General features: G+C 69.7%; 20 protein-coding genes. 10 read left to right on the plus strand and 10 right to left on the minus strand.

Going from position 1 to position 23,803, the window contains the following annotated elements; all coding sequences use genetic code 11:
* Positions 1-12 precede the first annotated feature (12 nt).
* Positions 13-432, minus strand: a complete 420-nt coding sequence (locus tag IU369_RS18905; protein WP_217924788.1) for a hypothetical protein — start codon at positions 430-432, stop codon at positions 13-15.
* Between the two features lie 120 nt (positions 433-552).
* On the opposite strand from IU369_RS18905, the gene IU369_RS18910 reads away from it, so the two are divergent.
* From IU369_RS18910 to recD2, 4 genes are all read left to right on the plus strand, one after another.
* Entirely contained in the window at positions 553-2,133 is a 1,581-nt protein-coding gene (locus tag IU369_RS18910) for an FAD-dependent thymidylate synthase (RefSeq protein WP_217924789.1), read from the plus strand.
* A gap of 104 nt (positions 2,134-2,237) precedes the next feature.
* Positions 2,238-4,649: a LamG domain-containing protein gene (locus IU369_RS18915; protein WP_217924790.1), complete on the plus strand. Its 2,412-nt coding sequence runs from the start codon at positions 2,238-2,240 to the stop codon at positions 4,647-4,649.
* The gene (locus tag IU369_RS18920) at positions 4,643-6,196 is read left to right on the plus strand and encodes a hypothetical protein (protein ID WP_217924791.1); all 1,554 of its coding nucleotides are present in this window, start codon (positions 4,643-4,645) and stop codon (positions 6,194-6,196) included. Before IU369_RS18915 ends, IU369_RS18920 begins: the two co-directional genes overlap by 7 nt.
* Positions 6,197-6,250: 54 nt before the next feature.
* Entirely contained in the window at positions 6,251-8,620 is a 2,370-nt protein-coding gene (gene recD2, locus IU369_RS18925) for an SF1B family DNA helicase RecD2 (RefSeq protein WP_217924792.1), read from the plus strand.
* A gap of 14 nt (positions 8,621-8,634) precedes the next feature.
* Here the strand turns inward: recD2 and IU369_RS18930 are convergent, their stop codons facing one another.
* The 3 genes from IU369_RS18930 to IU369_RS18940 all read right to left on the minus strand — a co-directional run bounded on the left by IU369_RS18930 (position 8,635) and on the right by IU369_RS18940 (position 11,924).
* Positions 8,635-9,393, minus strand: a complete 759-nt coding sequence (locus tag IU369_RS18930; protein WP_217924793.1) for an RNA ligase family protein — start codon at positions 9,391-9,393, stop codon at positions 8,635-8,637.
* A 208-nt stretch (positions 9,394-9,601) separates the two neighbouring features.
* Positions 9,602-9,787, minus strand: a complete 186-nt coding sequence (locus tag IU369_RS18935; protein WP_217924794.1) for a hypothetical protein — start codon at positions 9,785-9,787, stop codon at positions 9,602-9,604.
* Between the two features lie 274 nt (positions 9,788-10,061).
* The gene (locus tag IU369_RS18940) at positions 10,062-11,924 is read right to left on the minus strand and encodes an AAA family ATPase (protein WP_217924795.1); all 1,863 of its coding nucleotides are present in this window, start codon (positions 11,922-11,924) and stop codon (positions 10,062-10,064) included.
* Positions 11,925-12,240: 316 nt separating this feature from the next.
* Here IU369_RS18940 and IU369_RS18945 point away from each other — a divergent pair, with 316 nt between their 5' ends.
* On the plus strand, positions 12,241-15,408 hold the full coding sequence (locus IU369_RS18945; protein WP_217924796.1) for an AAA family ATPase: 3,168 nt from the start codon (positions 12,241-12,243) through the stop codon (positions 15,406-15,408).
* Here the strand turns inward: IU369_RS18945 and mutM are convergent.
* The gene (gene mutM / locus IU369_RS18950; RefSeq protein ID WP_217924797.1) at positions 15,405-16,283 is read right to left on the minus strand and encodes a bifunctional DNA-formamidopyrimidine glycosylase/DNA-(apurinic or apyrimidinic site) lyase; all 879 of its coding nucleotides are present in this window, start codon (positions 16,281-16,283) and stop codon (positions 15,405-15,407) included. The two genes, IU369_RS18945 and mutM, sit on opposite strands and share 4 nt — an antisense overlap.
* Before the next feature lie 111 nt (positions 16,284-16,394).
* On the opposite strand from mutM, the gene IU369_RS18955 reads away from it, so the two are divergent.
* Both IU369_RS18955 and IU369_RS18960 read left to right on the plus strand, forming a co-directional pair.
* Complete coding sequence (locus IU369_RS18955; RefSeq protein ID WP_217924798.1) at positions 16,395-17,528, plus strand: tetratricopeptide repeat protein; 1,134 nt, start codon at positions 16,395-16,397, stop codon at positions 17,526-17,528.
* 134 nt (positions 17,529-17,662) lie between these two features.
* Positions 17,663-18,094 carry a type II secretion system protein gene (locus tag IU369_RS18960; protein WP_217924799.1) on the plus strand — a complete coding sequence of 144 codons (432 nt, stop codon included), beginning with the start codon at positions 17,663-17,665 and terminating at the stop codon, positions 18,092-18,094.
* Between the two features lie 94 nt (positions 18,095-18,188).
* Here the strand turns inward: IU369_RS18960 and IU369_RS18965 are convergent, their stop codons facing one another.
* The 5 genes from IU369_RS18965 to IU369_RS18985 all read right to left on the minus strand — a co-directional run bounded on the left by IU369_RS18965 (position 18,189) and on the right by IU369_RS18985 (position 22,165).
* Positions 18,189-19,070: a hypothetical protein gene (locus tag IU369_RS18965; RefSeq protein WP_217924800.1), complete on the minus strand. Its 882-nt coding sequence runs from the start codon at positions 19,068-19,070 to the stop codon at positions 18,189-18,191.
* On the minus strand, positions 19,067-19,687 hold the full coding sequence (locus IU369_RS18970) for a hypothetical protein (protein ID WP_217924801.1): 621 nt from the start codon (positions 19,685-19,687) through the stop codon (positions 19,067-19,069). The genes IU369_RS18965 and IU369_RS18970 overlap by 4 nt, the downstream gene beginning before the upstream one ends.
* 106 nt (positions 19,688-19,793) lie before the next feature.
* On the minus strand, positions 19,794-20,462 hold the full coding sequence (locus IU369_RS18975) for a PH domain-containing protein (protein WP_217924802.1): 669 nt from the start codon (positions 20,460-20,462) through the stop codon (positions 19,794-19,796).
* Entirely contained in the window at positions 20,459-20,854 is a 396-nt protein-coding gene (locus IU369_RS18980) for a prepilin peptidase (RefSeq protein WP_217924803.1), read from the minus strand. Before IU369_RS18980 ends, IU369_RS18975 begins: the two co-directional genes overlap by 4 nt.
* 63 nt (positions 20,855-20,917) lie before the next feature.
* Positions 20,918-22,165 (minus strand): CCA tRNA nucleotidyltransferase, encoded by a 1,248-nt coding sequence (locus IU369_RS18985; RefSeq protein WP_217924804.1) that lies wholly within the window; start codon positions 22,163-22,165, stop codon positions 20,918-20,920.
* Between the two features lie 205 nt (positions 22,166-22,370).
* On the opposite strand from IU369_RS18985, the gene IU369_RS18990 reads away from it, so the two are divergent.
* The 3 genes from IU369_RS18990 (at position 22,371) to IU369_RS19000 (ending at position 23,795) form a co-directional block, all read left to right on the plus strand.
* Positions 22,371-22,796: a hypothetical protein gene (locus tag IU369_RS18990; RefSeq protein ID WP_217924805.1), complete on the plus strand. Its 426-nt coding sequence runs from the start codon at positions 22,371-22,373 to the stop codon at positions 22,794-22,796.
* A 55-nt stretch (positions 22,797-22,851) separates the two neighbouring features.
* Positions 22,852-22,992 (plus strand): hypothetical protein, encoded by a 141-nt coding sequence (locus IU369_RS18995; protein WP_217924806.1) that lies wholly within the window; start codon positions 22,852-22,854, stop codon positions 22,990-22,992.
* A gap of 275 nt (positions 22,993-23,267) precedes the next feature.
* Positions 23,268-23,795 (plus strand): DUF1281 family ferredoxin-like fold protein, encoded by a 528-nt coding sequence (locus IU369_RS19000; protein ID WP_217924807.1) that lies wholly within the window; start codon positions 23,268-23,270, stop codon positions 23,793-23,795.
* Positions 23,796-23,803: the final 8 nt, after the last annotated feature.

The raw sequence follows: 23,803 nt of genomic DNA on the forward strand, positions 1-23,803 counted from the left end.
GGCAGGGATCTCCTAGGAGCTGAGCAGGCCGCGCTGCGCGGTGCGGGCGATCATCAGCGCCTGCCCGAGCGCCGCCCGCCTCTCCTCCTCGTCCTTCGCCCGGAAGGAGTCCATGAAGGCCTCGTGGGCGATCGCCTGCGCGGGGTTCGGCAGCTTCGAGATCTCGGACTCGACCGCGGTGACCAGGTCGATCAGGGGATCCGCGGTCTCAGCCGGCGCGGACTCCCCGTGCTCCACACCATCGTCCAGATAGGGGCTCAGCACGATCCACACCGCCGCCAACCCGGCAGCACCCGCGGCGACCGGCTCTCCGACCAGGATGAGCGTGACGACGGTCGCGGCCGAGACGGCGCCGGCGGCGACGCGTCCCAGTCGTGCGAAGGAGAGCGTCACCAGGGTGATCCCGATTGCACAGAGTGCGAGCAGCAGCATCAGTCAGAGCCTCGATCGTGTCGGTGAGAAGTCCAGAACCTGACAACGCTACGACGTCTACTCTCAAACGACGGTAGAGATCACCGATGGCCGGGGTGGAGCGATGCCTACTCTTGCTCCATGGAAACCTTCACCGCCGAGGAGGCACGCCGCCTGGCGCCCTTCGTCACGAACCTCGACCAGCCCGTCTTCTGCCTGCGGAACCTGCCGGCGGCCATCTCAGCCGGGGCGTTTGCGCGCTACTCGCGCAGCCCGAAGAGCCTCCGGCGGCTGCTGCTCGATGAGCTGCTCCCGAACGACACCGCCGTCCCCGATCACGGGGAGGTCGATGACGCGGAGGCCCGGGCGCTGACAGAGAGGGTGATCGCCGCCTACGGCGATGACAGTGTCGGGCAGCTGGCCGCGGTGTCAGTCGCCTTCGAGGGTGTCAGCAACATCCTGACCAAGGTGATCGAGTGGGGGAGGCTCGGCAGCTACCTCGAGCAGTCGACCCGCTACATCGACTTCTCGGACCGACCGGGCGGCCGCTACCGCTACCACGTGCCGGCCGAGCTCACCGACCACCCGCAGCTGCGCCGTCGCTTCATCGAGACCATGGACGGCCTGTTCGGGTCCTACATCGACCTGATGGGTCCGATGGAGGCCTTCTGCGACGCCCACACGCCGCCGGCGGGGCCCGGCGCCTCGGCGGGGCGCTCACGTGCGGTGAAGGCCCGGGCCCTGGATGCGGTCCGCGGTCTGCTGCCGGCGGCGACCACCTCGAACGTCGGCGTCTTCGCCTCCGGGCAGGCCCTCGAGTCCCTCCTTGTGCGCCTGCTCTCCCATCCGCTCGCCGAGGCGCGTCAGCTCGGCGCCCTCGCCCTCGCCGAGGCGCGGATCGTCATCCCGAGCTTCCTCACCCGCGTCGACCGCCCCGACCGGGGCGTCGCGACCGCGGCCTACCGGCGTGAGTGCCTGGTCTCGAGCCGCGACCTCGTGCGGGATCTCGTTGCCGGCCAGCCGGCGAGCCCTGCCGGGGCGCCCCCGCTTGTGCGGCTGGTCGAGCACGACCCCGCCGGCGAGGACCGGATCCTCCGCCAGATCGTCACCGGGGTGTCGGACCTGGATCACTCCGGCGCCGCGGCGCTCGTCGCAGATCTCTCCACCACCCGCAGGCGTGATCTGATCGAGGCCTACGTCGGCCGGCGATCGGACCGCCGTCATCGCCCCGGCCGCGCCTTCGAGGCGACCGACTACACCTTCGAGATCGTCTGCGACTACGGCGCCTACCGCGACCTCCAGCGCCACCGGCTGCTGATGTTGCAGGCCCAGCCCCTCGGCGCAGGCCTCGGGGTCGTCGTGCCCGATGACATCGAGGCGGCGGGCTTCGCGCCGCGCTGGAGGGAGGCGCACGGAACCTCCCACGACCTCTGGCGGGATCTCAGCCAGGTGGTACCCGAGGTCGCTCCCTATGCGGTGAGCATGTCCCACCGGATCCGGTTCACGATCCAGATGAACGCACGCGAGGCGATGCACCTGATCGAGCTGCGAAGCCAGCCCCAGGGGCATGAGGCCTACCGCCGGGTGGCGATCAGGATGCGCGAGCAGATCCGATCGGTCGCCGGCCACAGCCTCGTCGCGGGGGCGATGGAGTTCACCGACGAGCGCATCCGGACCGACGGCCGCCTCGACGCTGAGACCCGCTCAACCCGAAGGGTCTGAGCGCGGCGCCGCGCCCCCGGAGAACGGGGGGTGCGGGAGAGGTATGGGCCTATGGTCGCCTCGCAATGGGACCGCCCCGACTCCGCAGCCGTCGCGCCTTCACCTTGGTCGAGATCGTCGTCGCTCTCGGCCTGGTCATGGTGGCCGCACTCGGCAGCCTGATCGTCTTCAGCTTTGCCGCAACCTCGCAGGGGGCCAGCCAGCGCAGCACCGACGCCCTCGAGGTCGCACAGGGTGAGCTCGAGAGGCTTCGCTCGAGCCCGCGGCTGACGGTCGCCTTCAACCAGACCCAGTACAACGCGATGCAGGCCAACACGAGCGCGCGCACCCAGTGGTTGGAGCACCTGGGTACCGACGTCGCGCTGGTGCGCACCGACGGGACCATCGCCCCGCGCTCCACCGATGTGAACGGCGAGTTCACGGTCCTGCGCTATGTCAGCTGCGGGATCACCTCGGCCACCTGCGCCAGCGGCAGCAACCCGCTGACCCGGACCGCCCGGGTCGTGGTGATCGGCCCCTCGATCAAGGTCACCCTGACCAGCCGGATCAGTCCCAAGCCGGTCGGTGCGACACCCTCGACCGGGTCGGCTCCGAGCGCGGTGACCGGACTGACGGCCGCCCAGCTCGGTGATGATGTCCTCCAGCTCAACTGGACCGCATCTCCGCGCGCGGCGAGCTACAGGATCACCCGCAACGGTGTCTTCCTCACTGACACCCTGGCGAACGTCTATCCGGTCTCGGATGTCGCGATGCGCGCGGCGGGCGCGGCAAGGACCGCGACCTTCTGTGTGATCGCCCGCAGTTCGGACCGCATCTCATCGGCGGGAACCTGTGTGACGATCCTCCTGCGGCCAGCGAGCCTCAGCGCGAATGCCAACTCGGCCACCAGCGCCTCGCTCAACTGGCAGTCCGGCAGCCTCGGCTCGGGGATCCTCGGTTACCGGGTCGAGCGAAAGCGCACCTACGCCGACGTGATCATGGCTGACCGGCCGATCGCGTACTACCCCTTCGACGAGGCGAGCGGGGCGACGAAGGCCGCGGACGCGACCGGTCGCGGCGCGGACCTGAACTACCTCGTGCCGCCTGTCCTCGGCGAGCCGAGCCTCCTGCCGGGCCAGTCCGCGGGATCCTCGGCGCGCTGGAGCGGCGCCGACAAGCTCGCCTTCCGTCCGTCAACTCCGGCCGGCCTCGCCGGTGGCTTTGCTGACACCCAGGGCATCACGATCGAGACCTGGATCAAGTTCACCGGCGCTCCGAGCACCACCGGCGGGACGTTCGTCAAGGTCGGCGGCACGGACAACGGATGCGGGCCCGCCAACGGCGTCGGGTTCGGCATGGGCTCAGGAACGCTCGATACCCGGGGCTACGAGTTGGTCGCAGTCTTCGACTGCGTCCGCTGGGTCCCGTCGGGGTACTCCTTCCCGAAGGCCGGGACCTATCACGTCGCCATGACCGTCGACGGCGCAGGCTCAGCCCGCTTCTATGTGAACGGTGGCCTGGTGGCGGTCAACCACGGAGCCGGGCCTCGCAACATCCTGGTGTCGGAGCCGATGGCCATCGGCTACAACCCGAACCCACTCTCCAGGGGGCTCCACGACGTTGCCCTCGACGAGATGGCGATCTTCGCTGGCGTCCTCCCCCAGGCGCGGATCGAGGCGCACTACCAGGCTGGCATCTCCGGTGCGCCGTGGCTGGCTGACAACCCGGTTGGCTACTGGCAGCTCGGCACGCCGGGCAACGTCGTCAACGACCTCTCGGGCAACGGCAAGCACATGACCTGGTACGGCGGGGCGACGACCAACACCACCGCCTTCGCACCGTTCGCCGGCCAGCGGGCTCGACAGGCGAACGCCGCCCAGTACGGCGTTGCTCCACCGATCGACCTCCGCAACTCCAGCTTCACTGTCGTCTTCTGGTATCGCGCCACCCACCTGGGCGGCGGGGCGACCTTCAGCACCTTCTCCGGCAGCTACGCCAACAACCAGGTGATCGTCGCCCAGAACATCGGCGATGGCAGGATCAACTTCGCCTACTGGGGGGATGACTTCTTCTCGAGTGTCGGCGCCATGGACACCAGCGGCTGGCATCTGCTCGCCTTCACCTACTCGCAGGGGAGTGACACCTCCAGGATCTACGTCGACGGGGTGCTGCGGGGGAGCGGTCCGCAGGGAGGGTTCACCGGGGCCGGGGTCCAGAACTTCAACGTCAACTACTGGTACGGGCCCAGCCAAGGTGCCGTCGGGGAGTTCGGAGACTTCGCCGTCTTCAAGTCCGACCTCACCCAGAGCCGCATCCGCGAGATGTACGAGCAGCGCACCGATCCGCTCTACAGCGGCGACTGGCGAGTCATTTCCGGAGCGAGCCTTCTGAGCGCGGCATCCTTCACCGACAACGCCGCAGGCTGTGATGCGCGCTACCGCGTCCGGGTCTACCGCAACACCCCGGCCGCCGGGCAGACCGAGGGCAACCAGTTCGCCACCTCGAGCGAGGTCCGCCCGAGCGGTGGTCCGTGCTGAGGCGCCGGGCACACCGCGCCGGCTACACGCTGGTCGAGATCATCATCGCCGGGCTGGTCGGCGTGATCCTCCTGCTGATCATCGGGACCCTCCTCTCCTCCGGGTTGCGCTCGCACATCTCGGTCGTCGAGTCGAACCGCCAGGCGGGCGAGCGCCGGAGCGCGATCTCCGTTGTCACGACCAAGCTGAGCCAGGCCGAGCTCCCGCTGCGCCAGGCCTTCAGCAACCGGGTCGAGTGGCGCCTGGATGAGGGGGACGGAAAGCTCTTCCACCTGATCTGGGCCGACTGCCTCGGCTCGGACGGTCCCGTCCTGCGCTACTCCAAGCGCGCGGCCCCCTTCTCCGGTGCGTTCCCCCCGAGCACCCTGAGCTCCGACCCGGGCGAGGGGATCAGCCTCGCACGCCTGCGCTCCTGCGCCGCCGCAGACTTCTCGGTCGTCTACCGCGACGCCGCCGGGGCCGAAGTGGCTCCCGCCCCGGCTCCTCCCTCAGGGTCTCCTACCTCGACGACCTTCGGGGTCTCGAGCCAGGGCACCTCGGGCTGGTTCAGCCCCGGTAACGAGTCCATCAGCGCCTCAGCGTTCGTCTCCCCGGTCTCAGGCTCCCTGACGCAGATCTCCGTCTACCTCGACGGCTTCGGCCCGGCCGCCAGCGGCTCCCAGAATGCCCGCGCCGTCCTCTACAACGCCGGCGCCTCGGGGGATGCGAAGATCGCCGAGAGCAGCACAGTGAACATCGTCAAGAACCGCGCGGCCGGATGGGTCACGTTCGCCTTCCCCTCCCCGGTCGACATCACGAACCGCAACTACTACCTCGCCCTGCAGACTGCCGGTCCCAACCAGATCATCCGACACGCCTACGCGACGGTCACGAACAGCGCCTCCCGCGGCCTCGACTCCTTCACCGATGGCGCCGCGGCAAACCTCGCTGCGACGAGCACCGACAACCGCCAGTTGTCGATCCGTGGACACGTCAGTGTCCCGCCTGCCCCGGCGGCACCGCCGGCCGAGGAGGCCGTCGCCGTCTCACCGCGGCTGCGGCTCGCACGGACCATCACCATCACCTATCAGCCGCCCAAGGGCCCACCGGCCGTCCTCTCAACCGGCATCGGACTCGACGGGATCCTGATCGCTCCGACCGAGATCCCCGAGGGGGACTTCGACCTGCCGGCGCCGGGTCCGACCTTCGAGACCTGGGTCGCGAGCCCGGCCAACGGTCTCACCACGACCGAGAGCGGCTCGGGGTCTGCGGCTCGGCTCGTGCCGGCCTCCGGCGCTCAGACCGTGGTCCTCGACTCCCGGTTCTTCACCGCCCAGGGGGACAACCTGCAGGTGGAGGTCCGCCCCGAGTCAGCGCAGTCGAACTGCCAGGTGTCTCTGCTGAACCCGGTCGGGGACGCGGTGTACCGACAGGCGCCATCTCTTCCGGTCGCTGAGTGGTCGGTGCTGACAGTGCCGATGGCAACCCTGACCGGGCAGACGCTGCGTCTGCGCCTCACGGCGCAGGGCGAGGCGTGCCAGTTCGACAACGTCGTCTCTCTCGGCTGAGCCTGCGCAAGAAGGATCCAGCGGCATGTAACCGCGCTGCTACGGTCGCTTGTGATGGCACGCGGGCGTCAGACAACGACAGGCCGCTCGTCGCGGCACGCCCCTCCGTCGGATCCCGCACAGACATCTCTCGATGTCATCATCGAGAAGATCTTCTGGGCCGCCAAGGACTCCGAGTTCAAGATGATGGCCTGCCGGGTCAACGGCGCCGGCCAGGACATCGTGGTCAAGGGACACGTCAACGCCAGCGAGGGCGATCGCCTGCGCATCAGCGAGGGCAAGTGGAAGTTCGACGCGCGCTATGGCTGGTCGTTCCAGATCTCCAAGCTCGACCACTCGGACCCGACCGACCTCGCGGGGCTGGAGTCCTACCTCCAGAGCATGCCGGGCATCGGACCGGTGCTCGCCCGGCAGATCCTCGACCAGCTCGGCACTGACTGCCTGAGCAAGATCGACCAGGACCTCGATCTGCTGCGCACGGTGAAGACCAGTGGCGGCCGCGGACTGCGCGCGGCGGAGCTCGCGGAGATCATGGCCAACTGGGAGTACCTGCGCGGGGAGCGCGCGGCGATGCTCTACCTGGGGAGCCTGGACATCTCGAACGCGATGGCGAGCCGCCTCTACGGGCACTACGGCTCGGCGATCGTCGAGATCCTGAAGACGAACCCCTACAAGATCACCGAGGTCGACCGGATCGGCTTCCGGCTCGCCGACCGGATCGGCCGGGCCGCCGGCCTGCCGGCGAACCACCCCTCGCGCCTGGCCGCCGGCGTCGAGTACTCGCTCGAGGTCGCCGAGTCGTCCGGGCACATCTTCATGACCCGGGATCAGCTCCACGAGAAGGCCGCAGAGCTGTTGGGCCTCGGCGCCTCCGCCCGCCCCGAGGAGATCGACGCGGCGATCGGGACGATGTCCGACGAGCACCGGGTGATCGTCGAGACCTTCCAGGGAGAGGAGCGGATCTACACAGCGGAGCTCTTCGAGGTCGAGTCCAGCCTGTACGAGCTGCTGCAGAACCGGCTCCCACGCGCCCCGCGCCCGGGAGTGGCCCAGAGGATCACCATGAACGGCTTCACGCCGACCGAGCAGCAGTGGCGGGCTGTCGACAGCGCCGTCGCCGAGCCGGTCTCGATCATGACCGGCGGCCCTGGGGTGGGGAAGACGATGACCCTCCAGGCCATGGTCGCGACGCTCGAGGCGAAGGGCCTGACCTACTCCCTCGCGGCCCCGACCGGCAAGGCCGCCAAGCGCATGTCCGAGGCGACAGGCCGCAAGGCCCAGACCATCCACCGCCTGATCGGCTTCGACGCACTGGTCTCATCCAAGCCCGGCGGGCCGATCAGGCAGATGGGCGGGGACGTGCTGATCGTCGATGAGGCTTCGATGCTCGACATGCGGATCGCCGAGCGCCTGCTCGCGGCCTGCCCGCGCGAGATGAACGTGGTCTTCGTCGGGGACCCGGATCAGCTTCCGCCCGTCGGCGCCGGCAGTGTCTTCCTCGACATGATCTCCTCGGGCCGGGTCCCCTCGACCCGTCTCACCCAGGTGTTCCGCCAGTCCGAGGACTCGATGCTGCTGGCCAACGCCAACCGCATCAAGGAGGGTCTCGAGCCCTTCTGGTCGAAGGACGAGGCGGAGGCGGCTCTCGGGCGCCCGGTGCGTGCGGACTGGCAGTTCATCGAGACCGACACCCCGGTGCAAGCGGCGAAGATCGCGGTCGAGGCAGCCGAGCGCCACGAGCCCGAGGATGTCCTTGTCGTCTCCCCGACTAAGAACGGGGACGCGGGCGTCCACGCCCTGAACACGCGCATGCAGGAGGTCATCAACCCCGACGGCGCACCGCTCGGTCCGAAGACCCCGCTGCGTCAGGGGGACACCGTCCTGTTCACGCGCAACGACTACGCGCTCGAACTCGTGAACGGCGATCTCGGGCAGGTCGAGACCTACGACGCGGCGGAGAAGACGGTCACGGTCGTCCTCACCGACGGGGAGAGCCGCACGATGTCCCTGGAGCAGCTGAACGACCTCTCACAGCTCGGCTACGCGATCACCGTCCACAAGTCCCAGGGGTCCCAGGCCCCGCACCTGATCTCGACGCTGACCACCGGAGCCGGTGAGCGCATGCTCTCGCGGAACCTCATCTACACCGCCTGGACGCGGGCCCAGCGGTCATGCACCGTCATCGGCAGCAAGGAGGCCCTGCGCGCGGCGCTGAAGGTGGATGGCTCGCGCCGGGACACGACCCTTGACCTGCGGGTCGCGACGGTGCGCGCCCGCCTCGATCAGCGCCAGGCTGTCCGGACCACGATCCGCAAGGTCATGGACGCACGTCGCCCGGCGCCGAAGCCCGGCGCCCCGCCGGCGAAGTCGCGCTCCACCACCCGGCCGGTTCGTCGCGGGATCCCTATCTCCAGCCGCGGCTGAGATAGGGCCGCGCCTCAGGTCCAGAGGACCTCGGCGCTGCGGGTCCGGTTCTGGATCCTCGGCCGGCTCGACCAGTGTCCGTCCTGTGCGTGGATCCGTGCGAGGAACGCTGGGCTGATGAACTTGTAGCGGCCGGCCACGCGCCCCGCGGCCTCGTGCTTGATGTAGAGGCCCTCCATCATCTGATCCGCCGTGATCCACGACTCGGCGCGCGCGACGGGGACCCGGGCCTCGGTGGATGCCTGGGCGAAGGCGTCCCGCCAGTCGCTCGAGATGGCCGCCGAGCGACCGGCCAGGTCTCTCAGGTCCTCCGGCCTGCCGTGCGGCCCGTGGTGGAGCACGGGTACCGGGATGAGGACATCGCCGAGCAGCTCCCGGCGCGAGGGCGTGTCGAGGTAGTGGCCGCTGGAGAGCTCACGCACATCGCACTCCCAGAACAGATGGGGGAGGCAGTCGTAGAAGACGGCGTGAGTCCTCTCCATCCACATGCCCGTCACGGCGAAGTCCTCGCCGATGCGCGCGCGCAGGGCGGGGGCGATGAAGGCGCCCCAGGCGCCGATCAGTCCGATCCCGGGTGTGAGAGGGGTCGTCCGCGCCGCCATCCTCGGCATCGGATCACCGGACTCGAACCAGATGGTGATCTCCTCACCATCGGCCTTCTCCTCGACCACAAGCGTCTTGCCGGCGAGCGAGTGCCAGCTCTCCCCTTGGTCCGGGCGGCCCGCGGAGCCGGCCATGTGGAGGGTCCGTGGAGTGCGCGGCGGCTGAGGCATACCCCAAGGGTAGGCCGCGGAGTGCGAGGGGCCGCCGCAGGCACAGCTAAGCCTTCGGACAGTGAGAAGGGTTGCGAATCGCGCCCCTTCGGCACCTCATCCGTCACCTGACTTATCAGCCGTCGAGAGGCCAGGGCCTGGGCGCCTCGGCGTTGCGCGATTCCTCACTTGACATCTCGTACGTCCTGAGCAGAGGATCCGCCAGTTCTCACAGCGAAAGGCAGCCGCACATGTCCCGAGCGACGAACCGCCGCCGGATCTTCTCGACGTTGGTGACTTCGGCCGTTGTCGCCGGGGCCATCCTCATGTCTCCGAGCGCGGCCAACGCCGGTCCGTACCGCTCCGGCTGCCATGCCTGGGCCCATTCGACCAGTGCGTTCACCAGCGGCGTCACGGCGAAGTGCTCCGGCGGTCCGACGAATGTCCAGTACCGAGTCGTCGGGCTGTGCGTGAGTCGGTTCACCGGAAGCTCGAGGTGGGTCTACGGCTGGTGGATGAACACCGGTCTGTCGCACTACGGCTGTGGGCGCACCGAGACCGCGGGGCGCAACCCCTACTACCAGACGCGGTAGAGGCTCCTCCGTCGCTGACTGACGGCCGGCTATGGTGTGACGAGAAGGGGCCGCTGATCGCGGCCCCTTCGGTCCATCAGGTCCCTCCCGGCCAGGTCAGCGGCCGATACTCCCGGTCCCGAGCGCCTCGATGCGGTCGCCGTAGTAGGGGGCCATCGTCTGGACGAGGGCGTCGTAGCGATCCTCGGCCGGCAGCGTCTGGTCGTACATGAAGTCCAGCAGGCGCATGCCGAGCTTGGCGCCCGAGACGGTCGCGCCGGCTTCCGCGGCACCCTCACTCGGGAAGTGGTCGTTGCAGAGCACCGAGGTCAGGAACCGCGCCAGGGTCGTCGTGTCCATGTAGTGCTGGAGGTCGTCCTCCTGGAACTGACGGCGCATGTGCGTGGCCATCTTGGCCGCGATCCGGCACTCGCGCTCCAGGTCCGGGCACTGCTCACGCATCGGGACGAGGACCGGCTGGCCGTCGGGGCCCGGCTTGGTCATGTCGGGGTCGAAGTCCCAGCGCGCTCGGACGGCCGGGTCATCGACGCCCTCGAGGAGGCGCTCGACGGTGCCGTAGGTCACGTTGCAGAGGCGCTCGACCTCCTCGTCCTCGCTGCCGTACTCGATCGAGAAGGTCGCCATGCGGCGGGCGACGGCCGGCGGCGGGCGCTCATCGGCCCGGCCCGGGTTCCAGGTGAGGAACTGGAGCGAGTCGGGGTCGATCTCGACCCGCACCGACTCCCCGCCCTCGCCGGTGTCGATCCCCTCCGGCGCCTTGAAGGTGATGAAGCGGTTGACGCTCTGGTCGGCGCCCGAGCCGAGGATGTTGTGGAGGGCCGTCATCTCCTCGTCCTTGGCGGAGACGATCTCGTTGTAGACCGCCACCACGCCACCCTTGGCGCTGAGGGCACGGGTCAGCGTGCCGAGCTTCAGGCGGGTGTTGCCGTCCTCGAGGGCGATGTCGCCGAGGAGGTCGCGGATGCTGTCGCCCGCGGAGAAGTCCACCTCGAAGACGGGCATGCCCTTGGCCGCGGCGAGCTCGTTGATGAAGGTGTTCTTGCCGGTCCCGGGCGGGCCCGCGAAGCCGAAGGCCCGGGTGCCCGTGAAGGTCAGGTCGTTGATCAGGGCGCAGGCGTCCTGGATCCCGGCGGTGAAGACGAACCGCGGGTTCTCGGTGTAGATCTTCAGGCCGAGCTGGCGAGCGGTGCGGTTGCGGGCGGCGAGGGTGATCGGCGCCGGCGTGCCGCGCAGACCGAGCTCGTCGAACTCCGTGGAGAGCGCGTCCAGGTCCTCCTTGGTCTTGGCCTTCTCGACCTTGGCGGCGAACTCGGGCATCTCGTAGGTCTCGGCAAGGGTGGTGAGCGCCTTGCGCATGTCCGGGGCGTCCCAGTCGTCGATGTTGAAGGCCATCGCCTCGCGCACGACGGCGGCCCGGCTCCCGTAGAGCAGAGCGCCGATCGGAGAGACGCGCGGGGGCAGTCCCTCGGCCTGACGGCGCAGCCAGAGCGGGACCTGACCGGTCTCCTCCATGGAGCGGCGGACCGCGTCGAGGCGGGCGCTCTCCTCGGTGGGCTCGTCGCCGTCGACGAGCACGTAGAAGGCGTCGGCGCCGGCCAGGACCTTCTCGCCGGCGCTGGCGGCGATCGCCAGGCTGGCCAGGTCGGTGCGGTCGGCGTGGTAGTTCTCGAGCGCGGCGACCAGCTCCGGCGGGGCCGAGGGGTCGAGCGCCAGCGCCTCGTAGAGCGCGGCGATCGCCTCGGGGCTCGGGTTGCCGGGAGCGTCGGTCTGGACCGTGCGGGTGGAGAGGTTGACGATTGCGGTGGTGCCGTTGGCGAAGACGACGAGAACGGTGCCGTCGGGCTGCGGGGTCACGCTGACCACGCCATCGAGGCCGGTCATGCCGTAGCGGCCGACGCTGACGCCGGCGATCCGCTGACCGACGGTCGCGCTGCCGGCGAGCTCGAAGTTCAGCAGCATGCCTGCCGCTGAGGGGTCGTGCTCGTGGGTTTCGAGGCTGATGCCACCGATCGTCGGGACTGACGCCGAGGCGCCGCCCGCTGATCTCACACCCGCTGTCGCTCCCCGTGCCACACCGCTCTTGCCACGCGCCATATCAGTGAATCCTCCCGTCAGGTCCGCAGATGACTTTACACCTGCCTGACCACCCTGCAGACATTCGTCAAGCTCTCGCTGAGCTCTCTTGCGAAGGGTCACGCGCCCGTGCAAGTGCCGCCCGCGCCGGCTGTGAGTAAGCTGGGCAGCCCGGCCTCTGGCCCGTGTTATCGTCTCTCACATGGCAACGACCCAGCCCCGCCAGACGAAGGGTAAGCGCCCCTTCTGGATGAACGCCAGCGGCGGGCGCGCTGACACCCCGCCGGTTGATGCAAGCGAGACCACCCTCCGGGTGACCCTCGAGGGCAACGCCCCGCGGTTCTCCTCACCCGATGGCAGCTTCGCGATTTGGAACGCCAGCCGCGACAGCGACGGGGCGCGCGTGACCGTCAAGGGTCCGCTTGCGCGCTGCGCCGGCGGGGAGCTGCTGGCATGCGACGGTCGCTGGCAGGAGCACGCCCAGCACGGGTGGTCCTTCAGCGTCGTCAACTACCAGAGTTCGCTGCCCCAGAGCGCCGAGGGCATGCAGAAGTGGCTGCAGGCTCGTGTCAGTGGCATCGGCCCGACCTTCGCCAAGGCGATCACCGATCAGCTGGGCGACAAGGCCTTCGACCTGATCGACCAGAACCCCGAGGTCCTGCGCTCGATCCGGAGCGCCAAGGGTGTCGCCTTTCCGAGCGCCTCCGTCGAGAAGGTGATCGAGGTCTGGGCCGAGGTCCGCGCGATGCGCCAGATCGAGACCTGGCTCTTCGGCGCGGGTGTGACGGCGAACCTGGCCGGGCGCCTCTACCGGCGCTACGGCGCCGAGGTCGTGGAGATCCTGACCGACAACCCGTACGTGATGATCGAGATCCCCGGGGTCGGCTTCAAGCAGGCGGACAAGATCGCCCTCGGGCTGGACTGGCCGAAGGACGACCCACGGCGGGTCCAGGCCGGGATCCTCCATTGCATCGAGGAGGCCGAGGGGGACGGCAACACCTTCGTGACCCTCGAGCAGCTCTTCGCGCGCGCCGGGAACGAGCTCGGCGTCGGCGACAAGCCCCTGATCGCAACCCAGGCGACAGAGCTCCTGAAGTCCGAGGTGCTCGTGGTCGAGGCGACCGAGAACACCCAGCGGATCTACCGGGCCGAGACCTGGAACCTGGAGGCCCGGGTCGCCCGTCGGGTGCGCAACCTGCTCGAGGCCGCCGGCGGACCGATGATCGGGAACCTGACCCGGCCGAGCCTCCCAGCCGGCATGACCGAGGACGAGGCGCGCGCCAACCACATGTACGTCCCGACCGACCAGCAGTGGGCGGCGCTGGAGATGGCCTTCGCGAACCGGATCGCCCTGCTCACCGGTGGTCCGGGCGTCGGCAAGTGCGTCGGGCCGCAGACCCCTGTGCTCGTGAACGGCGCCGAGCACCAGGCCGCCGAGATCTGGCAGACCATGGCCGGGGATGACCGCACCCCCGACGCCGACGGCGAGTGGGCGACTCCGCGCGAGCCGCTTACCACGGTCAGCCTCATGGACGACGGCCGTCTGGCGCCGGCGGCCATCACCAAGCTCTACCGCCAGCCGGTGCGCGAGACGCTCCGGATGGTCCGGCTCGCCGACGGGGCACAGATCCTGATCACCGGCGAGCACCGGCTGCTGACCGAGACCGGGTGGAGCAACGACCTGTCGGTCGGCGTCCGGGTCGCCGTGCCGGGCCATCTCCCGGCGAGCGCGCGTGAGCCGGAGATCCATCCCGAGCTGGCCGGGCACCTGGCCTGCCAGTCGGCCCTGACCCGCGATGCCGTGCGCCAGCTGATCCCGGCCTGCGTGGTCGGCGGCGGCCCGCGGACACGGGCGGGCTTCCTCTCACAGTTCATCGAGCTGGCCAACGAATGGGAAGACCCGGCCCGGATCGACATCACGAGCGACTCGCGGTCCTTGCTCGAGCAACTGCGCCTGATGCTCGGGCGCTTCGGGATCCGCCTCGAGATCGAGCCCTCAGGGTTCACCTGGCGCGCGCGTCTGGGCGCCGAGGCCACGGCGCGCTACCGGGAGCAGGTCCTCTCCGGATCCTTCACCGAAGAGGACGGTGGCGAGGGCGCGATCGCCTTCAGTCCGATCGTCGCGATCGAGCTGGTGGACTACGAGGGCTTCGTCTACGACTTCGAGGTCGCGGGCCCCCACAACTACCTCGCCGGCGGCCTGGTCGCCCACAACACCGCCTCCCAGGACATGATCATCCAGTCGGCCCTCACCGCGGGCAAGACGATCGCCCTGACGGCTCCCACCGGCAAGGCCGCGCGCCGGATGACCGAGATCACCGGGCAGCCGGCGACGACCATCCACCGTCTCCTGGAGTGGTCCCCGATCGAGGGTGGCTTCTGCCGTGACGAGTCCTCGCCCCTCGAGGTCGACCTGGTCGTCTGCGACGAGGCCTCGATGCTCTCTCTGGACCTCGCCGAGGCCCTTCTGGCGGCGATCGGGCCGGGGACCCATCTGCTCCTGGTCGGCGACCCCGATCAGCTCCCGCCGGTCGGCGTGGGCAAGTTCCTCGCCGACCTGATCGACTCGGAGAAGGTGCCGCGCACCCACCTGGACCGGGTCTTCCGGCAAGCAGCCAGCTCGATGATCATCACCAACGCCCACCGCATCAACCGCGGCGAGCTGCCCTACCGGCGCCACGCCGAGGCGGAGGCGGCCGAGGGTCGCACGATGCAGATGGATTCGTTCTGGATGCTGCGCGACACCCCTGAGGAGACCGCCGAGCTCGTGATCGAGCTCGCGGCCGAGCGGCTGCCGCGGACCTACGGGCTCGACCCGGTGGCGGACGTGATGATCCTCGCCCCGATGTACAAGGGTGCCTGCGGCCTCGAGGTCCTGAACGGGCGCATGCAGGAGTTCATGAACGAGCACGGCAAGCCGATCGGGATGCGCAACATGCGCGTCGGCGACCGGATCGTCCAGAACCGCAACGACTACACCCACGGCCGCGAGACCTCCAACGGTCAGATCGGGATCGTCAAGTCGTTCGACCCCGAGGCCCTCGAGGCCCACGTGCTCCTGGATGACGAGCGGACGATCGTGCTGCCGGTCGGGGACATGGAGACCTGGTCCCTCGCCTGGGCGCTCAGCATCCACAAGAGCCAGGGATCACAGTGGCCGGCCGTCGTCACGGCCGTCTCGACGGCCCACTACGTCATGCTCTCGCGCTCCCTCACCTACACCGCCGTCACCCGCGCTCAGAAGCTCGTCGTCGTGGTCGGCGAGGCGAAGGCGATGCGGATGGCGGTCGCGAAGGTCGACCTGCGCAAGCGCAACTCGACCCTGATCGAGCGGATCCTCGACCCCGAGCTGTCCGGAGAGCTCTTCTAGGAGTCCGGCTCGGGCTGGCAGGTGGGGCACCAGACGCTCACGCGCCCGGCGATCCGGTCCTGCTCCAAGGCCGCCCCACAGATCAGGCAGGGCTGGCCGCCCCGTCCGTAGACGTCCAGCTGGTTCTGCATCGACCCCTCGGACCCGTCGGGGCGCCGGTAGTCGGAGATGCTCGCCCCACCTGCGATCACTCCGGCCTGGAGGACGGCTGAGACCGCCGCAGCGAGCCGCTTCGTCTGCCCATGGCTGAGGTCCTCGCCCCGGGTTCGAGGATGGATTCTGGCGCGGTAGAGGGCCTCGTCGGCGTAGATGTTGCCCACCCCGGCGACGAAGGCCTGATCAAGGAGTAGGCCCTTGATCGTGCCGCGCCGGCCGATGAGCGCGGCACCTAGATATCTCCTGTTCCAGTCCGCGCCGAGCGGCTCGGGTCCGAGCCTCGCGTCGAGGAACTGCGCCGCGGCGGCCGCGTCCTCCATGACGCCCCACCAGCCGAAGCGGCGCACGTCCTCATAGGACACGGAGACCCCGTGACCGGTGGGCGTCGCTCCGGCGAGGGTGGAGGCCCACTTCAGTTCCGCCCCGTGGTCGAGGTCGATCACAGCGCGACGGTGCGCGCTAGGGCGTGCCGGGTGGACGTAGACGCCGGTCATCCGAAGATGGCTGAGGAGGACGGGGCCGTCGAGGGTGATGACGATCCACTTCCCGCGCCGCGAGACCTTCTCGATCCGCCGGCCGGTGAGCTGACGCTCGACCAGGCGTGGGTCGACGGGACGGGTCAGGCGCGGGTCCTCGATCCGGACTGCGGTGATCCGTCTGCCGTGAAGCGCGCCTCTCAGGTATCGGGCGACGAGCTCGACCTCTGGCAGTTCTGGCATCCCCCGAATCTACGTGCGCCCTCGCGCGCGCCGCCGATCACTCACACTCATGGCCCGACGGCGATAGTGACTTCGCCCGTGGCGCGTTCTCGCGGGCCTACCGTCGGCGCCATGTCCCCTGAACAGATCGCCGAGATCCGAGCCGCTGCGCGCCACCAGGACTGGCATGACGTCCGCCACCGCCTCGCCGAGTTCGCACGATCCTTCGATGGGGCTCCCGCAGAGCCGCTGACACCCGAGCTGCGTCTCGCAGAGGCGGACGCGATGAGGGGGCAGGGTGACCTCGCCGCGGCAAGCGCCGCCTATGAGCGCCTCGCCGACGGCGGCCATGGGCGCTGGAGCGCACGGGCGATCCACGGACTCGGCGCCTGCCACCTCGAAGTCGGCTCGCACGAGCGCGCCGCCCAGCTTGCGCAGATGGCGATGGACCAGAGTCCGGATGACCACGGATTGATGGAGCGCGGCCGGATCCTCTTTGCCCGCGCCGGCGCCCGCACGGACCTGCCAGCGGCCACCAGCTACCTCCAGAACGCCCTCTCGAGGTCGGTAACGCCCGGTAGCGCCCGAGCGCACGGACGGCTGGTCCTCGGGGACATGTTCCTGCTCGCCGGCGCCCACGGCCGGGCGCTGCGGGAGATCCGCCTGGCCCGCGCCGACGCCCGGGCTCTCGACGCCCCGCGGACCCTCGCCGACGCCCTGCGCCTCGAGGCCGAGATGTACGTGCGCCTCGGGGACCAGGCGAAGATCGGCGCGGCCATGCGCGAGCTCGTCCACGCCGAGAACCTCTACCGGGGCATCGGCGACCAGGGCATCTGCGCGCTGCTGCTCTGCCGCGGCAACGCCCACCGGGCCCTCGGGCAGAACAGGATGGCCGAGCGCGAGCTGATGCGCGCGAGCGTCCTCGCGAGCGGCGCCCAGAACCAGATCATCCACGCCCACGCGCTTCTTGCCCTCGCCGACCTCGCCCGCGTGTCAGGCGACCCGGACCCCGAGAAGCTGCGGCGGGCCAGCGCGATCTACCGGCGGATCTCCCACGAGCGGGGGATCCACTACTGCCACCTGCTCCTCGGCCTCGGCGCCGCGAGCGCCGGGCGCCCCGAGGTGGCTGCCCAGGCCTTCGCATCCGTCGCCGCCCACGCCGACGCGACGCCGCAGATCTTCACCGATGCCGACCGGCGACTTGTCAGCGAGGCCGCGGCGGGCTCCCTCGACTCACGACCGATCGCCTTCGCCTTCCTGATCTGAGCGGCGCCCGGGGTCTCACACCTGGCCGTCGGTATAGGCCGGTGGGGGACTTAGGGAGAAACGGTGTGCGGGCGCACGCACTCACGCACCTTCTCTTCAACCCCTACAGCACAGAAGATGGAGGTGATTACATAGTGCGTAACATCTTTCGTAAGCGTGACGGCTTCACCCTCGTGGAGCTCATCGTGGTGATCGCGGTTCTGATCATCCTCATGGCGATCGCGATCCCGGCGTACCTGTCGGTTCGTGATTCAGCGAGCGACACCGGCGTCAAGTCCGACCTCACGGTCGCGTACAAGAACGCCGCGGTGGCGCTGGCCGAGGAGGGCGCCGGCAACTTCGGCGACTACCCCGGTGCTGACGACGCGGCCAAGTCGGCTGCTCTGGTGGCCTACCTGGCGGATGCGGAGCCGGGCCTGACCTTCGAGGTCGACGACGCAACCTACGACGGCGAGACGATCGACGTCGAGGTCGCTGCTGGTGTCCTGACCATGACCTCTGCTGGTTCGGAGGACTACGTGATCGGCATGAGCGCCGCGGGCGTCCAGACCATCAGCTGGCAGTAGTAGGAGCTTCGGCTTCTAGTTCCTGTCTTCTTCTGACTGTAGGGCCCCGATCGGGGCCCTACAGCGTTGCAGGGCCGGATCGGGCGCGGCGGGGCTAGGCCAGGCGTGGTGTCGCGTGGAGCTTGTCGAGGCGCCGGCGCAGGTTCTCGGGGAAGGGAGGCAGCTCGGGGAGCGGCGGGTCGTAGTCGGTGAGAACGCAGACGGATCCCGCGCGCAGGCGCAGCTGGGAGAGTGGGTAGCGGCGGAGGACGACGTCGACCTGCCCGAGCTTCGGGTCGCCGGCGCGAGCGAGCTCGATCACCTCGGGCCGGACGTGGAGCAGGAGGATCTTCGGCAGGCGCTCCCCGGAGGAGAAGCGGTCGTCGATCTGGTCCGGGGCCACGTACATGAGTGCGCGTCCGCGGGAGAGCAGAGCCGTCTCGACGGGGCCTAGTGTGGCCTTGCGGGTCGGGCGAGTAGCGGCGCCGCGGAGGGTGAGAAGCGACGCGCTCCTCATCCAGAGCAGAGCAACCCCCTGATCCTCCATCGCATCGAGGAGATCCTCGACGCGTTGACGCTCCATCTCCGTCTCCTGCACCTCGACCGCGAGGCGCAGGCCGCGGCCGCTGACGGCGGCGACATCGGCGAGGAAGCACTGGTCGGGGAACTCGACCCGCTGCTGGACCTGGGCGGAGGGGACGATCTCGCCGAGGCGGTTCGCGATCGCGTTCACGGCCGCCTGGTGACCGGGGCTCGGCGGGTCGTGGCAGAGCGTCGCGCCCGGCGAGTGGCTGAAGTGGGGCGGGGGCCCGAGCCGGATGGTGAGGGCCTCACCGCAGGACAGGCAGGTTATGCGCCCCTCGCGGCGCAGGACGTTGATCCGCTCGACGCTCAGCCTCTCGGCGTCCGCCGGGACGCCGTCCACGCGGGCGTAGCGGAGCGGCAGGCTGAGGCGGCTCGGTGTCTTCGAGCCGCGCCGGCGTGGGCCGGGCGTCATCCGCCGCGGTTCAGGGTGACGTGCTGGCGGGCGACGGTGCGGACCAGGGAACGGGTGCCGGCGAGCTGGCCGCGCGGCACCGAAGATTCGACGACGATCGCGAGGGTGGGGGACACGGAGCGGACCGCGATCACTCGGGCCCGCTTGTAGAGCCGGTAGTCGAGGGAGTAGAGCATCCCCGGCGCCCCGGCGATCTCAGTGCGCGCCACTGTGACAGCGGCGCCGGTGAGGTCACGGTCCTTGCGGGCCTGCCGAAGCGGACCGAGGAGTTCACTCTGGGCTGCTCCGGCGCCCCGGATGAGGCTGACGCTGATCTGAGGACGCCCCGGGTCCGAACCGGTGAGCTCGAACTGCTGCAGCGTGTCCGAGCCAGGGAGGTCGCTCAGCTCATAGCCATCCGGGGCAGTGACCTCGAGCATCGCGAGCTGCTTCGGCGCGGTCGGCGGCGCCGGGTTCGGAGCAGGAGTCGGCACGGGTGCCGTGGTGGTGTCTGTCTGTGGTCCACGGACCAGAGTCGGGCCGTCATCGGAGCGGCCGGTCAGGAGCATGATCAGGAGGACTGCGAGCACGATCAGGACGAGCGCGGCGCCCGTATAGGCGAGATGTCTCAGTGTCACGCCCGCGAGTGTAGGTCCGCAGGTTCTCGCCTAGTCGGTTTTGCGCTCCCTCTCATATAGGCTTGCCCCGCCCGGGCCCTGTCGTGAGATGAGGGGGCCCGGGCGCCTAGGTCAGGTCGTTCTCGACGTCGAGGTCGAGGTGGATCAGGCTGCGGACGTGGACCGGGTCGCGGACACCCCAGAACAGCAGGTGCTTGTCCGCCGGGTCGGTGCCGCTGGCGGTGTCGAAGTCGATCGTCCCGACACCGAGGATGCGCTGGATGATCGAGATGTCGACGCTGATGTTCTGCACGCGTCGAAGCGGGGCCTCCTCCTGGTGCTTGGCGACGATGCCCCATTGCTTTCGGACGCGGCGGTTGCTGACGTGGTAGATCGTGGTCTGACGGATCAGCTTTCCGATGAACCAGACCGCGGCGAAGCCGAGCAGGGACGCGAGGACGACCCAGCCGAGGGCGATCACGCCGCTCATCGAGACGGCGTATCCGAGAGCGGTCGCGATCGCGACGATGCCGAACCACTTGATGTGGTAGCCGATCATCGCCCGCCAGTGCGGGTGGCCGGTGTAGACGACCTGCTCGGCCGGCCGGCGCCGCGGAGGAGCGGGCATCTCACCGAGGTCCTCGGTCAAGTGGTTGCGCTCACGGTCGTCGAGGTAGCGGCCGGGCGTCTCGGGCCAGCGGTCGCCGTCCCTCTGGAGGCGGGCACTCTCGGCGGCGCCGGAGAGGCTCGGCGGCTCGTCGTCATCCCAGGGGGTCCGAGGCGGGAGCTGGCTCACGGTGAGTCCTCCTGCCCGGACTCGGGTCCGTGCTTGGCGGCGAGGGCGAGGGGGATAGCGATCGCAGCGATCGCGATCACCACCAGCAGGTACAGGTGGATGAAGATCGCGACCGCCCCGACCGCCGCGCCGGCGAGCTCATAGGCGAGCTCACGGCGTGGGATGGGCTCATGGCAGGTGCGGCAGCGGCCGCGGAGCATCAACCAGCCGAAGAGGGGGACGTTGTCGCGGCCGGCGATCTGGGACTGACAGTGCGGGCAGATCGAGCGGTCGCTGCTGATGTTCATCCGCCGGGGGATCCGGTAGGCGCAGGCGCTCAGCCAGCTGGCGAGGGCGGCGCCGACGGCGCCTCCGATGACGAGGCAGATCCATGTCGGAACCGAAGCGAGCATGCCGGCGAGGCTACGCGCGTTCTCTCACACGGGCGCGAATCCCCCAGGGCGAGAGGCCCTCTCTCAAGCAGCGGGGAGGAGGGAGATCAGGGTCTCCTTGGTGTTCACTGACGGATCGACGATGACCTGAGCGAGGAGGCCTCGCAGAGCCTCACCGAGCGCCGGCCCCGGAGCGATCCCGGCGGCGATCAGGTCCGGGCCGACGACGGCCAGCTCCCGGATCGAGGTCGCCTCGCCGCGGGAGATGACGCCCCGGAGCTCGGCGACCTCGGAGGGGTCGGTGTTCATCCCGTGGCGAACCGCGATGAAGGCGTCGACGTCGTCACGGCCGAGGCTCGAGATCAGGCGCCGTGCCGCCTCAGGTGTGACCGCCGGGGCCTGTCCGGTGTGCCGGACGAGGTGGGCGACGCCGTTGGCGGTGCGGTTGGGGAGCTTGAGGTCCGAGAGCAGGACGCGCGCCGCGTCGGCACGCGCGCCGGCGTCGGGGTGGGCGGTGCAGCTGAAGAGGCTCGCCAGGCGTGCGTTCGGGTCGGCGCTGACGGCGCTCGTGGTCAGGAGGCGGCGGTTGGCCGTCGCCGCGCGCTCGTCGTCGGCGTAGTCGGGGATGATCTGCTCGAGCACCTGGGTGCGACGCGCGAGGGTGATGCCCGCGGCGGGCCGCGCGGTCCCGATCAGGCTGATGAGCTCCTCGCCGATCCGTCCGGGGGCGAGATGACGCAGGCTCGCGGCATGCTCGCGCATCAGGTCCATGGTGGCCGTGTCCGGGTCGAGTCCATGGCGGGCGTGGGCCCGGAGGGCTCGAAGGATCCGCAGGGGATCCTCGGGGAACGCGCGGGGGGAGACGCAGCGAAGGACGCCGGCCTCGATGTCGCGCGCGCCGCCGTAAGGGTCGGTGATCTCTCCGGTGATCGTGTTCCAGGCGATGGCGTTGCAGGTGAAGTCGCGCCGCAGCAGATCGTCCTCGAGCGAGAGGGCCGGGTCGTAGGCCACTTCGAAGTCGCGGTGCCCGGCGCCGGTGGAGGTCTCGGTGCGCGGGAGAGCGACCTCGACCTCTGACCCGTCGCGGTGGCGGTAGCGGATGACGCCGAAGCTCTTGCCGGTCTGCATCGCCCGGCCGGGGGCGTTCCCGTTCAGAAGGGTCTCGACCTTGTCGGCCTCGATGCCCCGGACGAGCAGGTCGACGTCCTTGGGGGAGTCGTGGCCGAGCAGGAGGTCGCGGACGGCGCCGCCGACCACGTGAACCTCGCCGTGCTTCTGGAGGACCCTGATCGCGTGGCTCGCCGCTGGGTCGCGGGCGATCGCGGCGTTCATCCTCTCGTCGATGACGACCGGCTCACCGCCGCGCCGCCCGGAATGCGCGAGTCGGCTACCCCCGTGGGTGTGTCCGCGTCCGCGTGCCATCTCCACAGAGTGTGTGGGAGGTCGCTTCGGCTGCTGAGTTCTCCTGGGAGGCACAGGCCGCCGGTCTGATCGCCAGACGACGGCGGCCCCGGCATGCCGGACCTATCGTCGGCGCGTGCCTGCCCACTACGTCATCCACACTCCCAGCGATGCCATCCTCGGCTCGGTCCTCGGAGACCCGGCGCGAGCCGTCGCCTCGGCGCTGAGGGTCGCGCTGGCGAATCCACCAGGACTCATCCGTCCCTTGCGTGTCTCGCGCATCACCTCATCGGGCCACCGGCAGGAGATCGCCTTCCTGCTCGTCGAGGGGGCGACCGGAGCCCTCACCGAGATGTTCGAGGTCTACGACCCTCGGGACCCCGACCGCGTCCTCGCCTCCTACTCGCAGCTCGAGCTGGCGGCCGGCTTCGCAGCGGCGCGGGCGTACGACCTGGCCGTCGGCCTCCCGGTCGCGGTCAGGCCGCACGGCGGCCCGGTGATCATCGGCCTGCAGCCCGACTACGCATTGATCATCGAGCGCGACCTCGAACTCGTCGCCTGAGAAGGGGCGCGCCCAGGCAGATCGCGCCCATCCACCCCGGCGGCCGGAGGTCTCAGTGCCGAGACCCCCAGCCAGCGGGCGGGCCTACCGCTACGAGCTGGTGTTGCGACGACGACGGACCCGGCGGCGCGGCTTGCGCCTGCGGCGGCGCTTCGGGGCGTCCGAGCTCGAGTTCGAGTTGGAGGCGGCGGAGTAGCTGCGAGAAGCGGGGACCATCGAGGTGAACTTGGCGGCCATCGGAGGGCTCCTGTGGTCGGGTTGACGAGAGGAACCCTAGGTGCGCTTCGTGAGCTCTCTGTGAGCCGCAGATGAGAGTGATCTCATCGGTGTCGGCAGTTCCCGAGCGCCCCCGCTCCCGGCCCGGATCCCGTGCCCGGAGGGTCGTGCTCAGGTCCCGTACCGCGCCCGAAGCGGGCCCCCTGTCTCGTCCTATGTTGGGTGTGAGAGAGCCCCCGAGCGTTGGAGAGAGCAATGCCCAACTGGTGCCAGAACCGTCTGACGGTCATCGGGGATGGTGAGCGCGTCGCGGCCTTCCGTGAGGCGATCAGCGGCGCGGACTCACCGATCTCCTTCGCGCGCATCGCGCCGGAGCCCGAGGGGCTGCTCGACACCATTGATGGCACCCTCATGGACACCCTCGCCGAGCTGACCGGGCCGAACCCGAGGACCGGGTATGGCTGGCGGGTGCAGAACTGGGGCACGAAGTGGGAGGTCCGGGACGCGATCGTCGAGGACGGCCCGGTTCCAGGGCACCTGGTGATCCTCTTCGACACCGCCTGGTCACCTGCGCTGCCGATCGCCGTTGCGCTGATCGAGCAGTGGCCCGACCTCGAGATCCAGATGCTGTGGGCGGAGCAGAGCGCCGACGCCGGCGGCCGCATCCGCGGCTTCGCGGGCGATGTCACCTCCGAGGAGGAGGTCCCGGACGGCCGCGAGCGCGAGTGGTTCATCGAACGCGGCTGGGATGTCTGGTCCGACCCGGAGGAGGGCGAGGGCTAGGAGGTCGG

Source organism: Miltoncostaea oceani, assembly GCF_018141545.1.
Taxonomy (GTDB): domain Bacteria; phylum Actinomycetota; class Thermoleophilia; order Miltoncostaeales; family Miltoncostaeaceae; genus Miltoncostaea; species Miltoncostaea oceani.